Source organism: Vibrio crassostreae (assembly GCF_041439375.1).
Lineage (GTDB): Bacteria > Pseudomonadota > Gammaproteobacteria > Enterobacterales > Vibrionaceae > Vibrio > Vibrio crassostreae_D.
In genome coordinates, this window is the sequence record NZ_JBGONY010000046.1 from 1 (window position 1) to 16,168 (window position 16,168).

General features: G+C 43.5%; 13 protein-coding genes and 1 pseudogene. 6 read left to right on the forward strand and 8 right to left on the reverse strand.

The annotated features are described in order from the left end of the window. The first annotated feature begins 443 nt into the window (after positions 1-443). The 3 genes and pseudogenes from ACED45_RS17315 (at position 444) to ACED45_RS17325 (ending at position 4,099) form a co-directional block, all read left to right on the forward strand. Positions 444-3,467, forward strand: coding sequence for an HD domain-containing phosphohydrolase (locus ACED45_RS17315; RefSeq protein ID WP_371714577.1), 3,024 nt, complete (start codon positions 444-446; stop codon positions 3,465-3,467). 19 nt (positions 3,468-3,486) lie between these two features. Further along, positions 3,487-3,720: pseudogene (locus ACED45_RS17320) on the forward strand (LysR family transcriptional regulator); the annotation flags it as partial. Positions 3,721-3,778: 58 nt separating this feature from the next. Continuing rightward, positions 3,779-4,099 carry a heavy metal-binding domain-containing protein gene (locus ACED45_RS17325; protein WP_004730185.1) on the forward strand — a complete coding sequence of 107 codons (321 nt, stop codon included), beginning with the start codon at positions 3,779-3,781 and terminating at the stop codon, positions 4,097-4,099. A gap of 225 nt (positions 4,100-4,324) precedes the next feature. Here the strand turns inward: ACED45_RS17325 and ACED45_RS17330 are convergent, their stop codons facing one another. Both ACED45_RS17330 and ACED45_RS17335 read right to left on the reverse strand, forming a co-directional pair. After that, positions 4,325-5,590 carry a peptidoglycan DD-metalloendopeptidase family protein gene (locus ACED45_RS17330; RefSeq protein WP_371714578.1) on the reverse strand — a complete coding sequence of 422 codons (1,266 nt, stop codon included), beginning with the start codon at positions 5,588-5,590 and terminating at the stop codon, positions 4,325-4,327. 161 nt (positions 5,591-5,751) lie between these two features. Further along, positions 5,752-6,591: a tetratricopeptide repeat protein gene (locus ACED45_RS17335; RefSeq protein ID WP_285953460.1), complete on the reverse strand. Its 840-nt coding sequence runs from the start codon at positions 6,589-6,591 to the stop codon at positions 5,752-5,754. A 277-nt stretch (positions 6,592-6,868) separates the two neighbouring features. Here ACED45_RS17335 and ACED45_RS17340 point away from each other — a divergent pair, with 277 nt between their 5' ends. Next, a complete protein-coding gene (locus ACED45_RS17340) occupies positions 6,869-7,384 on the forward strand; it encodes a cytochrome b (protein WP_146490095.1) in 516 nt (171 codons plus the stop codon). Between the two features lie 139 nt (positions 7,385-7,523). Here ACED45_RS17340 and ACED45_RS17345 read toward each other — a convergent pair whose 3' ends face one another. From ACED45_RS17345 to ACED45_RS17365, 5 genes are all read right to left on the reverse strand, one after another. After that, positions 7,524-7,958, reverse strand: coding sequence for a hypothetical protein (locus tag ACED45_RS17345; RefSeq protein ID WP_061017460.1), 435 nt, complete (start codon positions 7,956-7,958; stop codon positions 7,524-7,526). Positions 7,959-8,092: 134 nt separating this feature from the next. Then, a complete protein-coding gene (locus ACED45_RS17350; protein ID WP_371714579.1) occupies positions 8,093-8,359 on the reverse strand; it encodes a hypothetical protein in 267 nt (88 codons plus the stop codon). Between the two features lie 234 nt (positions 8,360-8,593). Continuing rightward, positions 8,594-10,378, reverse strand: coding sequence for an ABC transporter ATP-binding protein (locus tag ACED45_RS17355; RefSeq protein ID WP_017064807.1), 1,785 nt, complete (start codon positions 10,376-10,378; stop codon positions 8,594-8,596). Continuing rightward, the gene (locus ACED45_RS17360) at positions 10,372-12,135 is read right to left on the reverse strand and encodes an ABC transporter ATP-binding protein (RefSeq protein ID WP_371714580.1); all 1,764 of its coding nucleotides are present in this window, start codon (positions 12,133-12,135) and stop codon (positions 10,372-10,374) included. Before ACED45_RS17360 ends, ACED45_RS17355 begins: the two co-directional genes overlap by 7 nt. Positions 12,136-12,362: 227 nt before the next feature. Continuing rightward, a complete protein-coding gene (locus ACED45_RS17365) occupies positions 12,363-12,881 on the reverse strand; it encodes an NUDIX hydrolase (RefSeq protein ID WP_065607757.1) in 519 nt (172 codons plus the stop codon). 302 nt (positions 12,882-13,183) lie between these two features. Here ACED45_RS17365 and ACED45_RS17370 point away from each other — a divergent pair, with 302 nt between their 5' ends. Next, positions 13,184-13,444 carry a putative hemolysin gene (locus ACED45_RS17370; RefSeq protein ID WP_017059521.1) on the forward strand — a complete coding sequence of 87 codons (261 nt, stop codon included), beginning with the start codon at positions 13,184-13,186 and terminating at the stop codon, positions 13,442-13,444. A 130-nt stretch (positions 13,445-13,574) separates the two neighbouring features. Here the strand turns inward: ACED45_RS17370 and ACED45_RS17375 are convergent, their stop codons facing one another. Then, positions 13,575-14,453, reverse strand: a complete 879-nt coding sequence (locus ACED45_RS17375) for a YdcF family protein (RefSeq protein WP_371714581.1) — start codon at positions 14,451-14,453, stop codon at positions 13,575-13,577. Between the two features lie 338 nt (positions 14,454-14,791). Between ACED45_RS17375 and ACED45_RS17380 the strand changes: the two genes are divergently transcribed. Continuing rightward, on the forward strand, positions 14,792-16,162 hold the full coding sequence (locus tag ACED45_RS17380) for an L-serine ammonia-lyase (RefSeq protein ID WP_285953467.1): 1,371 nt from the start codon (positions 14,792-14,794) through the stop codon (positions 16,160-16,162). Positions 16,163-16,168: the final 6 nt, after the last annotated feature.

A 16,168-nucleotide genomic window follows, 5' to 3' on the forward strand; every position in this document is an offset into this window, starting at 1 on the left:
GAAATACGCGAAACGGGGTAGTTCTATCTTTAAATTTAATTACGCAACAAAGCCATATTCCTACATTGAGAATATATGCTTCTAACGTCATTACTGTTCCTTCTAGGCTCAACACATACAGCACCTAGATGTTTTATAGATGTGCAAAAATTGCTGATAATATTAACATAATAATGATTTATAAAACGCCCGGAATGCTTGTTTTTGCAATCAGGAATATTAATAACACTAGATATGTATTGCCCACATCGAGCCTGTCCAGCATCTTGGAAGCACCCTACCTGCCACAAGTGACCATTAGCACTTAAAGATAACGCTTTATTCTCATTTCACTTTGCTATCGGAAGCACGGCTTAGTCGTACCGCCGCCTTAATTGCACCAATTTTTTGCAACCTACCCAAGTTCGTCAATACTTAAACCAGTTCACAAGTTGGAGTGTTAGATGAGAAGAAGACGATATCCGCTGAGTATCCACATCACTAGCCTTTTCTTAATTTTGACCACTCTTGTCGGTACCGTACTGATTTCGATAAGTTATCGGCACTCTCAAGAACTGCTTTTAGGCACCGTGCGCGAAGTCAGTAATGAACATCGCGATAAGCTGGAATCGGTATTTAAACAAGCTATTGCCCCAGTCATCACAACCTTAAACGTGATGGCAGTAAGCCCGTTTGTTACTCATCAAACCTCCTCCGTCGAAAAAGAATCTTGGCTTGCTTCGGTCGATATCATCTTCAAACAAAATACCAATTTAGTCGCTCTGTTCTATGGCTCTGAAGATGGTAATTTTAGAATCTTTCGGCCTCTGAGTTCCATTAAACAGAGAGCCGACAACAACGCTCCCGCCAAAGCGACAATGATGGTCAGCAGCACCAACCTAGATGGTGAAAACTTTATTAGCTTTCTCGATGGCGCACACCAAGTGATCAGTACCCGACAAGACGAGAGTAAGTTCAACCCTACGACTCGACCTTGGTTTCGTAATGCAAAGCCTGACGGCTCAATACAACTTTCTGAGCCCTACCTGTTCTATTTCCTGCAAACCAATGGCATTACGCTTTCTAGACGTTCTTTGGATGGCAAGCATGTCGTTGGTGCCGACTTCACGTTGAAATCTCTCTCTTCCCAGATCAGTGAATTGGCCTACTCTCCGCAAACTCGACTCGCCTTGTTCGACCAACATTTTAATCTTCTCGGTCAGCATCAACTTGATCTATCAATTCCCAAGCTTACCTCCCAGCCTAATGACACAAGTGAAATTGAGAAAACGAATAACCAAGCGACGGGAAAACTCTCTGGTAGTGAGCAAGACCTAAGCTTCTTTAATGTGCCCAAACGTGAACAGATGGAAGCATTGAAAGCTTCCGTCATAGCGCCGCTTATCTCTGATGAAGAGAAGTTTAACCTCAACCTAAAAAACGTTGAATATAACTTAAACACTTGGGCATTAACGCTAACGCCGGTTCAACTCACTCAAAACGTCACCTTATACTTGGCAGAAGCGACGCCACACAATGAGCTGCTCGCTGATCTTATCTCAATGCGAGACAAGCAAGTTGCGGTCGCGATTGGGATGTTGTTCATCTGCTTCGCTATCGTATGGTTTGTTGCTAATCGACTGTCTCAGCCGCTTAATACGCTGATGCAACTCACCGACAACATCGCTCGATTTGACTTCAGGCGTACTCATTATCCCAAAAGCATGATTCAAGAAGTGGCTAACCTCGCCCATTCGATTGAGCTGATGGAACACACGCTTCATGATCTGATAACACTACTTCGAGACACTGCAGGTAATCAGGAATTTTCGATCTTAGCCAAGAATATTGCTCACCAAAGCTATTTAATTACCAAAGCAGAAACCATCGTCCTTTTCACCCAATCAAAAGAGAAAGACGTGTTTGATACTGCGGCTAACCTCGCCATTATTCCCTTTAAAGCCGACATTAATGACTTCATCAAACATACCCCTTGGTTGTTGTGCCAACTTAAATCTGGGGAAACCATCCACTTAAACCGAGAAGACAATGTTCTCAACTATTACCAAGACTCAATCTTCAATTCAGATCTGTACCTGTTTCCACTATTAAACCGTGAGAAGTTGTTGGTGGGTATCGTCGCAATTGGCTATGAAAGACCGATTACCAAGATGCAGGCAGACAAGCACGCCTTCTTACGAGAACTGCTCAGCTTTGCGGAAATAGCCAAAGATAACATTGACCAAATGCAGCAACAGAAAGACATGCTGAATGCCTTTATCGAGTTGATTGCATCAGCGATTGATACCAAATCACCTTACACGGGCGGGCACTGCCAACGAGTGCCTGAACTGACCAAATGGCTGACTCAAGCAACCATTGATGATGACCGTTATTACCCGAAATTCTCATTGGATAGTAAACAGTGGGAAGAGTTAATGCTCGCCGCTTGGCTTCATGACTGCGGCAAGGTAACCACACCTGAGTATGTCGTAGACAAAGCTACAAAACTTGAAACCATTTACGACCGAATCCACGAAGTGCGAATGCGTTTCGAACTGTTAAAACAACAGGCTGAAACCGACTATTGGAAAGCCATAGCGAACGGAGCGCTTCAAGAGGATCAGCTTAAGACCCTCGAACAAAGCTTGTCAGAATTGGATGAAGAATTTGCCTTCGTTGCTGAGTGCAACCTTGGTGGAGAGTCGATGGCGGACGAACAACTAGAACGCTTAGACCGAATAGCCAAGCGCCAATGGAAACGAACACTCGACGATCAGCTAGGGTTATCTTGGTCTGAAAAAGAGAGATTCAATGAACAACAAGACACGACAGAGGAGAGTGAAGCTGAGCCAGCAAGAAAAGACCAAATACTACCGGTGATGGAACCGCTACTTGCCGATAAGCCTGAGCATAAAATACCGTGGGACAATGGCTTTAGCCCTGCTGATGTATGGCAAGAAGCGTTTGTGCTTAAGCCAGGAGAGGTCAAATACAACCAAGGTGAACTGCACAACTTGAAAGTTCGTCGTGGCACGTTAAACGATGAAGAACGTTTCATGATCAACGATCATATTATTCAAACCTTCACCATGCTTAACAAGCTGCCTTATCCGCCTTACCTCCAGAATATTCCGGATATTGCTAGCGGACACCACGAACGTATCGATGGTAAGGGTTACCCGAGAGGCTTAAACGAAGACCAGTTACCTCTGCCGTCCAGAACGATGGCCATTGCCGATGTATTCGAAGCGCTCACCTCTAGTGATCGCCCGTATAAGAAAGGAAAACTCCTAAGCGAATCACTCAACATCATGACCGACATGGCCACCAGCGGTCATATCGATCCCAAGCTGTATTTGCTGTTCTTAGAAAACAAAATCTACGACAAATACGCTGAGCGATTCCTAGAGACTAAGCAGCGTTGTGAGATTGAACCAAACCAACACATCGACCGAGTCAAAGAGCACATACGCTCATTATTTTAATCTTAAGATCTCGCTTTTAGCTACGATTCACTCACTTGGGGTATTAATCAGCCCCCACTTGTTTGTGAAAGATGACATCAGCCATGGCATGTTGGTCGAAATTAGTGAGCCAGTGGCTAATCCCCATCAAGATTTCTATTTCGTTTGTCCAAAAAACAAGTTAAAACAAGAAAGTGTGCTAAAACTGAGAACATGGTTGAGGCATGAATTCACACGCTCAGAGACATCACTGAGCGATGTTATTCAAGAGTAAGACCAAACTATCAATCCATACAGCGAGTAACAGCTCATCAAGCTTACAAGAGGCCATTATGATTATTACCACCACTCAATCTGTTGAAGGCAAACGTATTGTCGATTACAAAGGGGTTATTGCCGGAGAAGCCATTCTAGGGGTGAATGTTTTCAAAGATATGTTTTCAGGAATTCGTGACTTTGTGGGTGGACGTTCTGGCACCTACGAGAAAGAATTAGAAAAAGCACGCAACTACGCATTCAAAGAGTTGGAGCAAAAAGCGATTGAAGCGGGTGCCAACGCGGTGGTAGGTGTCGATATAGATTATGAAGTATTAGGGACGGGTAATGGCATGTTGATGGTATCAGCGAGCGGCACGGCGGTTGTCGTCGCTTAATCGCCTAGTCGCTCAATCGCTTGGTCACTTAGTCACTTAGTCACTTAGTCACTTAAGATCTCAACACATGAGCACATAAACACTTGGGCACATAAACACTTGGGCACATAAGATGTTGAGCACTTAATCTATTATGCTATTGAGCAATCAGGCAGCCTAATGAAAACTCGTTCCAACCCTTTGATGACTAGCCACCAAAGGGTTAGAACAGTTATGAGCTGATACTTAGCTTGATGTTACTCGTGCAACCTTTTGCCCGGAGAGCATGTCATCAAACGAGGCAACTCTCGCCAAGAATGCACCTTTATTTTCAGGTAAGATAGAACTTGCTAAAGGTAAGTTCGCTTTCATCGAATCCACCGCTCTTCCACGCACCAGCACTTCAAAATGCAAATGCGGCCCGGTTACGCGACCAGTCGTGCCAGACAACGCAATTTTCTGCCCACGCTTAACCTGTTGCCCCTTCTTAACCAAGAATCGGCTCAAGTGCAGATAGCGAGTTTTGTAAACGCTGTTATGCTCAATCACTATGTATTTCCCCGCATACGGGTGGTTACGAATAGCAATAACTCGACCATCACCGGTTGAATAAACTGGCGACCCTACGGGTGTTGCGAAGTCAGTACCATTATGCGGAGATATACGTCCGGTCACTGGGTGCTTACGGTATGGGTTAAATGGCGAAGTAATTCTTCGGAATTGTTTGTCTATTGGGTAGCGATTGAACGCTTGCTCAAGGCTGTTACCCTCTCTGTCGTAGAAGCGTCCATCTGAAGCAAGAAACGCGGCCACTTCCTTACCTCGTAACCTAATCGATATGCCCTGGATCTCTGTTTTTCCTGTTAGATGGTCGCCTGTGTATTGCTCATTGACCAACACATTAAACTCATCGCCCGCTCTTAACTGCTTTGAGAAGTTAATCTTGTCTCTTAACGTTCGAGTAATATTGGCGATCTGGGCGGTTGTTAATCCCGCTTTGTATGCTGACGTTGAAAAACTGCCATGAACGGTGCCCGTATAGAGCTTTTCTTTCCATTCGCCAGGCATTTCATGGAATTGGTAATTAAAGCTTCCATCATCATTTTTAGTGAAGACAGCTTGTTCTACGAGGCTTTCATGGAAAATCAGCTCAACGAGTTGTTTAGAGTCACTATCCAACAGCAACTCTAGATGATCACCAGGCTTTATTGTGTCGAGTTTCAAAGACTCCAGATCCGCCTCCATTACCTTTTGAACCGTTCCATAAGGCAGTTTCCATGACAAAAATATATTGCTTAGCGTGTCACCAACTTTCACAAAATAATGAACTTTGACCAAAGAGTTGGGAGTCGGTTGCAAATCGACACCTCCCTCATCATTCGGTTGAGAACCTTGATAAGATGTGATTTTGATAGAGATTTCTGGTTCTGGTTCGGAGTGAAAAGAGAGCAAAGAAGCAAGGAAAAATGCACTGATAGCAATAACGATCAGGCCAATACGGAGGAACTTCATAAAATACTTAGCGGTTATAACGAGGAACTTAAAAAGTGTTATAACATAACAATTCAATCAAAAAAATAAATGGAATGTAAGAAACCATAGCGCGATAGGTGTGAAAGTATGGTGAGCGTGCAAAGCCCACCACCTTAGTTAACACGGATCTTTACCTCACATTACTCTTCACGAAGTGCTTCGAAGCGTTCTAAGCCGCGCAGCATTTCAAAGTCAGGTTCATCAGCCAATAGCTCTCTCATTGAGCCACTTGCTTCAACTGAGCGCTCTAAGTCATCGATCGCTTGACCTTCAGCACCTAACCTTGCGTAAGCACAAGCACGTTGATACAAGGCGTGAGCGTTTTGATCGTCCACTTCCAACACGCGATTACATAAGCTCATCGCCCAGTGGTATTCCTGCATGTCCATTGCGGCATCGGCTTTGTAAGTTAGTGCTTCCAAATCACCCGGGCGAACTTTTAAGATCTCATCGTAGATTTCAATTTTTTGCTCGGCAGTTTGAGCATTCTGAGCCCTCAACCATAAATTATGAATTTCATTGATGATTTCGATTTCTCGGTTGTTCTCAGAGATGATTCGAGTCTTACGCTTCAGATCCCTTTCAAGAAGGTTAAACTTCTTCTCATAATCTTGGGCAATGTCGTTGAGTCGTCGGTCAGCCATCTCTTTGGTGGTGTGTTTCAATTCTTTGAGTGATTGCCAACCCACCAATGCAATAAGAGAAGCTACACCAGCAATAATGTAGAAGAAATACGTCACGGTCACATTGGCATAGTTCAACGATTTATCCGCTACTGCCAATTCACGATCTGTCATCTGAATGGTGAGACGCCTTTCAAGATCCTGCTGTTCCATTCGTAGTTGCTTCAACTCATCCAAGATATAGCGTTCCATCAGCGGTCTATCCAAATATTCCTGTTCAGAGTATTTATCCTCTTCGCTTGCAAAACTCATCGAGCTGAACACCGAGATAACCACAATCAATAAGATTCGAAGCATTATACATTCCTTATATGTTTCATCTTTAAGCTAACTGTATCTTGTAATAGGTATACAAGCCAGGAAGTCGACAAACTTGGCTTGTCCGCATTGGAATTAACACTCTAAAACATCATTGATAATTATAAAACACCTGAAGCAACATCATTAATTTCTAAATTATAAAAATACCGCGTAATACTGTTCTATATAATTAATTCGCGATGCGAATATACCAAGAGTTGATTTATTGCATCGAGATGAATTTTATATTAATAACGATCAGAACGAGGTTAATTTGAATAATCCACGATACGATTTAGTAAGCCGTGTACTGCACTGGGTAATGGCTTCTGTAATCATCTATGCAACAATTGCAGGGTATGTGATGCACTATGTTACCAGTCATCCAGAGCTGTTTTCTTTTCTGTCGGTACTCAATATGTCATTGGCGACAGTGGCAACACCATTGTTCGTGGTTCGTTATGTCTGGAGTCACTTCCGGTCATCGCCAACCATGCCAACTTCTGTGCCTGAAGGGCAAAAATGTGTAGCGAAGCTTGCACACTCTTTGATGTACCTTACGATGTTTATGGTCTTCAGTACTGGTTACTTAATGCTAAAAGAACCGTACTCTTTATTTTGGCTAGTGAGTGTAAATAATCTAATTACTGACTCTGCAATCAATGGCTTCTTTTTTTATTTACATCGTGCCAGTTGTATTGCCCTAGCCTGTTTAATTGTGCTGCATGTCAGCGCTGCACTTAAACACCACTTTGTCTCTAAGAACTATGTTTTGAAGATGATGCTTTAGGTATTAGGGGCGAGCTTTAAGCACTAAAAGTGTTGTCCAAAGTATTCGAGGCGACCATATAACATTAAGAAACTTAATGTTGTTTGCACAAACAAAAAAGCCATAACATGTTCGCTATGGCTTTCTTATTTCAATTCGCTTACTTGGCTTGGGTATCAAGCATCACTTGCCAGTATTCACATTTTGCCAAGAACTCTTTTAAATAAAGTTCTGGGTTAGCAAGCTTCTCGCCGCCTTTAACATCGGCGCCAGTCACGCGCCAAAAGCCACGAGTTACCAAGTTTCGATGATAAATAAAATCGTTGAGTTCATTTTTCGTCAAAGGAAGCTGCTCACCAAACGTCTGTTCGTATAGGCTCAACGTAGAGGCTTGTTCACTTGGCTTCTCCCTTAAAAAGGTATCCAGATCCAAACCTAATGACTGTTGCTGCTCTTTTGATAAGGCTTTAGCTAATTTAGAGATCACAGTAAACAGCGCCAGTTCTACTTTTTGTGATGCTAATAACGACGCACCCAAAAGTGCATGTTCATTGGATACGTGTTGCTCTGTTGATGAAACGGTTGCTGTTGTCACTGTGTTAACCTCAAATAATCATAACGGGTGTTACTGAACTGGATAGAGTCTTTTCACTAAGCTGAATCTTATTCTTGTCATTAAGAAGAATCTTACAGTTAAGCTGAGTCTTGTAGCTAAGCAAAGTCTTGCAGCTAAGCAGAGTCTTTCAGCAGAACACGGTCAGCATTAATAATGGTGAAGCCCGATGCATCTTCATTCTTTTCGACTTGCACTAAACCTTTAAAACCAATCTGCGACAACTTCTTCGCAAGGTGATCCGGTGCTGTTTCAAAAACAACATTCATAAAAGGTAAAGACTCAGCATCAACAAAGCCATGCTCGTTAAACAGTTCCATTGCTTGAGATAAATGGTCTGAATCGGTTAATTCAATAATTTTTACAACTTCTTCCAACAACATTTTCGATTCCATATTCGCCAGAAAGTGACTGACACAAGCACGCCTGTTTGCTCGCATACACCCCGATGCCCGAAGACACCCCTTTAGTAGTAGAGAGATCATAACATATTAATGATCGTAAATTATGTTTTATTTTCCCTAAGCTACTGGGAATACTAGAAAAGAATAGAAATTGGTGAAACATAAGCAACACCAATTCATAGTATCGATAACGGTAAACCTGATTTGAGGTGATCAGGCAACCGTTACTTGAGAATCGCCCGTTTCTACAATCGATTCTTGTAACAAGCCAGCATAAATACCATTGTGTGCCACCAGCTGTTGATGATTACCTTGCTCAACAATTTCACCCTTTTCCAACACCAAAATCGTATCTGAGTGACGAACGGTACTCAAACGGTGTGCAATCGCAATCACAGTTTTTTCCTTGAAAAGGCGCTGCATTGCTTTTTGAATCAGGTCTTCGGTGATTGAATCTACCGAACTGGTCGCCTCGTCAAGCATCATCAATTGACCACCCTGTGCAACCGCTCTAGCGAACGAGATAAGCTGCGTTTGCCCTACAGACAAGTTGGAGCCGTTCTTTTCCAAGTGGAAGTCATAACCTTGTGGCAATTGTTCAATAAACTTATCGGCATAAACATAGCGCGCCGCCTGTTCAACCTCAGTTCTAGATAGATGCGTTTTGCCCAGCGCGATATTGAATTGAATGGTCTCTTCAAATAAGTGCACGTCTTGCATCATCATTGAGAACAAATGAGCAGAGTCTTCACTTGAGATCTGTGACAGCTCTATTCCATTCAACAAAATGCTGCCTTCATAATCTTGGTAGGTTTTAGAGATCAGACGCAGAATCGTCGACTTGCCCGAACCCGTCGAACCCACAAGGGCGATTTGATGCCCTTTCTCCAATACAAACGAGACATTCTTTAGAACGTAGGGAGAGTCGTCTTTGTAGCGGAAGCTTACGTTCTTAAACTCTAGGCTCACAAACTGTTCAAGCTGTTTCTCAACCTTGTTAGATGGCAGCAGGTTACGCCCTTCCTCTTCAGTCGGCTCAACAAACAGTTCTTCAATATGGTCAAACGCTGCAAATGAACTCTGAATCGAAGCGATCTGCGAAGTAAAGTCTCGGATCGGAACAAACACTTTCTCTAAAGTATTGATGAACGCAATCAGCACACCCAAGGTGAGCGCTCCTTCTATCACTTGCTCAGAGCCATACCAGATCATAATCGCGATAGTGATTGAAGTGATGCCGGAGATAAACGAGAACAAAATCGCATCGTATTTATTGATCTTCTTCTGCGCTCTTAAAAACTCATCAGTATAGCCTTGGTAGCGTTGCTCGACTTGCTCTTCCGCTCGGTACATCTGAACGGTTTTCATGCCAAATAAGACTTCTTGTAAAAAGCCAATACCGCGAGCCAACGAAGAACGAGTCACCTTATAGAGTGCACGAAGTCGGTTTCGTACATAAACCGTCAAATACATCACTGGTGGCATAATGATCAATACAATCATCGTTAACTGCCAATCAATAAAGAACATCATCACTAACAGAGCAATGGTATTGATGCTGTCTTTAACTAGCCCGACAACCGACTGAACAAACGTCTCGCCGATGGTTTCCAAATCACTGGTTAATCGTGAAAGCGTTACGCCAATCGGTGTGTTATCAAAATAGCTGCGTGGCAGTTTGAGCACGCGAGCAAACAACACTGAGCGCATGTCAGTTATCGTGTATTGCCCGGTTTTACGTAGGTTGTACGAATAGGTGGTATCCACCACATAGCTCGCCACCAGCACGGCAACGAGATAGAATACGTACTCGAGCAGTCCATCCATATCCCCGTGACTCAGGTGAACATCGATCACTTGAATGATCAGCCAAGGGAACAACAAGCTCGTGATGACAGAAAGAGGAAGCATAGCGATGCCCAGAATCGCAGAGCCTTTGTATTTCTTAGCAAACTTAAAAAAGTGCTTGAGGTACTTGAGATCAACACGTTTTAACATGCTGCTGCCTCCGTTTCATTCTGCTGTAGTTGCCATGTATCGTAATAGTAATCACAGGTTTTCAATAACGTGGCGTGGTCGCCCTTCGCGATCACTTTACCTTCGTTCAACACGATGACTTCATCCATATATTCAAGGGCATTAACGCGGTGTGAAACCACAAGAACCGATTGATTTTCCAAACGTTTAAACAAACCTTCCAAGATCTTACGTTCTGTTTCATAGTCGACAGCCGATAGAACGTTATCCATGATGATCAGGTCGGTGGGTTGCAATAAAGCACGCGCAATACTTAAGCGCTGCTTCTGACCACCTGACAACATGATCCCTTTCTCACCGACTAAGGTTTGATCGCCGTGTTCAAAACGTGTCACATCACTAGCCAACTGGCTGAGCTCTAGCACTTCATCAACCTGACTCTTTGCCAAATCGGTATCTAGGCTACCAAAGCGGATATTGTCTTCGACGGTTGCTGAAAACAGGTAAGGGTCTTGAGTCACGGTTTTCACGTAACGGCGTAAGTCACTGCGTGAGAAGCTAGTGACATCTCTTTCACCAAGGAAAACAGAACCTTGTGGTACATCCAAGTGGTGGTTTAAGCAGTTCACTAATGTCGTTTTACCCGCTCCGATCCCGCCTAACACACCCACTTTCTTACCTGCTGGAATATCAAAGCTGATGTCATCGAGAATCACGCGTTCTTCACCTGAATAGCTGAAGCTGAGGTTGCGAACAGAAAACGTTTTTCCCTTCAGTGATTCAACATCTAGTTCAGTCAGCTTATCTTCATCAAGCTCCGGGACTTTGGCATTAAGAATGGTTTGTGCACTTTGAATACCTACCATGCCACGCTGATAAATGGTCGCGATTCTGCCAAGTTGCATCAATGGCATAGCGAGCAAAACCGAGTAAGTCAGAAAGGCGGTAATCTCACCAAGTGTGAGTTCCTGTCTCATTAACATGTAGCCACCAAGCCCAAGAATGATGATTTTCATCAGGTCATTGGCGTAGTCGAGTACCGGCATAAAGAAGACTTGAATGCGTGTAATTTTAAGGCGGCATTCAAGCAATAACTGGTTCAGCTTTTCAGTTTCGGCTTTCACCCAAGGTGACATCTGCTGGCTCTTAATCAAGTCAATCCCAGACAGGTAACTCATTAGTTGAGCAGACAGGTTTTGTAGACGCTTCATGTGCTCTAAATGCAGCGTTTTCATACGCTTGAAGCCCACACGGAAAATCACAAAAGCGATTGAGATAGGAATGATCGAATACAGTGTGAGTTCTAGCGATATGCGCCACATGTAAAGAGGCGTCAACGACAACGCAAGTAAGGCATTGAAGAACTGCAAGAAGCCGACACCAAACAGCAGTCGAATGCCACTAAGGTCATTGTTGATAATCGAGATCAGTCGACCCGAAGCAAAGCGTTCATGGAAACTGCTTGGTAAGCGATTCAGCTTTTGTAGAAGTGTACTTTTGAGCGCTGCTTCTGTAATTCGCCCCGGATTAAGCGCATAGATACGAGACAGAATTCTCACCACCACCATGGCGACAGACATGCCGACTACAATCCAAACATAGCTTTGCAGCTGCTGATGGCCAGTTGAAGAAGCGTCATCAATCAAATCTATCGCCAATTGGATATAACGAGGGATCTCTACTTGTAACCAGTTGACGAGAAAAATGAACACAATCGCCAGTAAGTACGAGGTGCGATTCATGCGCAGATAATGGGCAATAAACTGTCTTTTATTCATAGTATTCTTTGTTTAGGGCAGGCTCACAGGGAGAACTAGCGATATGACCGGGCAGCTAGCTAGATAGGGTCATCACTGAGCTAAAGATACATTAAAGTTACTTAGTTGACAATATCAACCATATTCAATAATTGATTACCGCTATTACATTTTAGCATTGCTAGAAACAACTTTGCCGCCAAAAGTGGCGGCAAATAAATAGCTTAACAGGCTTGTACTGATAAAGGCTAAAGCATCTCTTTGGCAATTAAATGCAGCAAAAAGGTTTCACGTTCAATGCTCATACCCTTCTTAGAGCTCTCAGCCATGGTCTTTTCGTTGTGAGCGATCGCTTCATGGATATTCATCCACACCGGTTTCATCCCGTTTTTCACTTCATAATCTTCGTAAGCCGTTTCACCAAGCTCACGATCGATCTTGCATGAGTAGCAGTAAGAAATCATGTGCATCATGTCTGCATCATCTTTGTACCAAGGACGAAACTCTTCAAAAATGCCGAACGGCTTGATGCTATGGATATTCTTCGCGCCAGTCTCTTCTTCGAGTTCACGAACCATACCTGCGATCACATCTTCCCCTTCATCCAAACCACCACCAGGAATGGTGTAGTCGTGATAACGCTCTGTATACAGCATCAGAATGTCTTCACCATCTAACACAATGGCACGGGCAGCGTTGCGCTTATAGACCGTTTTATTGTCTAGATGGTCGATATCAGGATGGATGGTTGTTTTTAGGTGTCTCATGATTCTGACTGCTCTACTGAATTTGGCGGCATCATATCATAATCATCAATAGATTCGAGGTTCACAACCGTCAACCAGAACGGATCGGACGGAGATATTCCTACGGTAACTTGAATCCACTTAGCTTGATCTAACACTCAAAAAGTAGTTAAAGATGGAGAAATATCAACCTATTTCAATATCTTGACCAAATTAGGACAACCTTTTCTGAAATCTAAAATATACTCATTTCATAGAGCTTCTCATTGGGTTCTGTAGAACTTAACGCATTCGATTATAGAGTTATCACGTAGGAGATAGACATGAAGAAAATTGGTTTGATGGCTGTATGTGCCGTTGTATTAGGCGGTTGTGCAAACGACTATGCAGAATATAGCGAGGGCCAACGTGTTTCAGTCGCTAACCCAGCAGCGGTTTATTGTGTTCAACAAGACGGTGAATTAGACACGGTTACTGAAAACAATCAGCGTACAACTTACTGTGTATTCGATGACGGCGAGCGCATTGAACAGTGGGAGTACTACCGCAATAACCATGAGCAAGATTCAGAAAACCAAAGTTAATCACTGTAAAAAAACACATGAGCCTTCTGGCACAATGTTATGGGCGATGATTACGTTCGAGCGGTTAAAAACATCGCTGAAGAAGGCACTGAACTTCTAGCTTTTGGCATCACGAGAAAGAAATAAACATCTATCGCCACCAGCGATGTGTGTGATCCGATTCCGGGTCTAAATAACGATTCAATAAAGTCAGGTTAGTATCAAGTAATGCTAGGTACTCCCTGACTTTTTTTATGTTGGTACCCACTGAAGTCTGCTGGATACAGCGCTCCAATACTGGGAGTAAGCTGTCGACGATGTCAAAATGAGGTGCCCCCTCTACTAACGCCTTTACAGCTATCAGTGCCTCCAACGACAGTCTTTCAGGCTCCCTCCTAACTAACTTCAAATCTCGCTTAAATACGCCCGCACAGACACCTTCAAGATAGACTCGATAGGTCGTCAGTACATCCATCAACAGAAACAATTGCCCTTGAGCACTTTGATGTGGGTATGGCACCGCAACATGAGCCTCCAACCTGCGATCTACTTGCAGCTCCACCCCAAGTGCGGAACACTTCTCGATGAGAACTTTAAGCAAACCTTGCTCGTCCATGAGCGATTGAATCTCGAATATACGTTGTAAGTGGTAGTCATTAGAAACGAATGTCACCTGCACACTCTGCCCGCGAGTAAACAGCCCGCTTGCAACCATCTCTGAGGCCAAGTTCTGAATGTTCTCGACAGTGTTGGTCGAATGCTGCTCAAGCAAAATCGCCCCTAACGGGAACGGATGTGCACGCTGATTTTCAAGCTTTCTAAAATACTGGTGCATCGCATCGGCTTCTGAGAGGGTTTGCCCTTTTGTGATCCCACCACAGAATGCAACGGCAGTTTGCTGATTCGACTCTTCGACCAAAGGCTCCACCAGATACTTAACTAAAGCATCAACTCGACTGATTCCTTCATCAGTCAATTTATTCTCATTAAGTCGCTTACCCAGCACAATAAGGAGGTGATTAATGCTCATTTTATGTTCAAGTCTCGTTTTGGGGATTAGATGAAGTGAATTATGTATACAATACTTGTTAACAAAAGTATTTTGAAATTCTTATATGTTGCTCGCAATAACGCTCACTATTGATAGCAACACTTTAGGTCATACAAGAATAGACGTGTCGCTTTAAAGCAAACATAGCACGCTCTTGTATTTCATCGCTCTATGCTTGTTAGCATGAGTCGATAAAAGAGCCGTTTCAATCAATGATTAGGCTCAATCACGAATAGGTTCACTCAAAGAAGTGGAACTAACTAAATATAAATTTTACACAGAGTTCGTTCATCGAACCGTCTTCACAGGAAGTTACTATGCTGTCTATTTTTGATATCTACAAAATTGGAGTTGGGCCGTCCAGCTCCCACACAAATGGACCAATGATCGCTGGGTTTAATTTTACCAAAAAAATTGATGCTCAACTTAAGCAAGTGAAGCGTATTCAAATCGACTTATACGGCTCGTTATCATTGACGGGGATTGGTCACCACACAGACAGAGCGACCTTATTAGGTTTGCTAGGTAACCGCCCTGACACCATTAAAATTACCAGTGCTAACCAAGCAATGCGTAAAGCGATTGAAGACAAATCTCTATTGGTTAGCGGTAACCATGAAATTCATTTCGATGTAGAAAGCGACCTACTCTTCCACAAAACCAACCTTCCATTGCATGAAAATGGCATGACTATCTCTGCCTTTGACGCAAGCGGCAGCCTTCTGGATATGGAAACGTACTACTCAATTGGTGGTGGCTTTATCGCAACCGCTGATGAGCTACAAAACGGCAAGCAAGAAGCAGAAACACAAGTTGAGTTCCCTTTCTCTTCAGCTGATCAGTTACTTGAACTATCAGAGCAACAAGGACTTAGCCTTGGTGGCTTAATCCTGCGCAATGAAGTTTCATTCCAAGATATGGATATGATTGACCAGAAAGCCGACCAAATTTGGAAGGTGATGTCTCTGTGTATGCAGCGTGGCTTTGACACCGAAGGCATTCTTGATGGCGGCCTAGAAGTAACGCGTCGAGCACCTGCTCTTTTGAAAAAGCTTGAAGCGAATGCCTCGATTGAAAACGATCCAATGGAGATCATGGATTGGATTAACCTATTTGCCTTTGCCGTGAGTGAAGAGAATGCAGCAGGTGGTCAGGTTGTTACATCACCAACTAACGGTGCTGCTGGCGTTATTCCTGCAGTATTAATGTACTACCATCGTTTCATCAAAGAGCTAGACACTAAGCAGCTTAAAGACTTCTTGGCAGTCTCTGGTGCTATCGGCATCTTATACAAAACCAATGCTTCGATTTCTGGCGCAGAGGTAGGTTGTCAGGGTGAAGTCGGCGTATCTTCATCAATGGCCGCTGCAGGCCTAACTGCCCTGCGTGGCGGTAGCAACGAGCAAATTTGTATTGCAGCTGAGATCGCGATGGAACACTCACTGGGCATGACATGTGACCCTATCGGCGGTCTTGTACAAGTACCATGCATCGAACGTAACGCAATGGGTGCAATGAAAGCGATCAATGCATCACGCATGGCACTGAAACGTACCAGCAAGTGTCTTATCTCGTTAGACAAGGTTATCGAAACCATGTATCAAACAGGTAAAGACATGAACAAGAAGTACCGTGAAACTTCTCTAGGAGGCCTAGCCGTGATTCACATGGCACCACCGTGTGAGTAACAGACA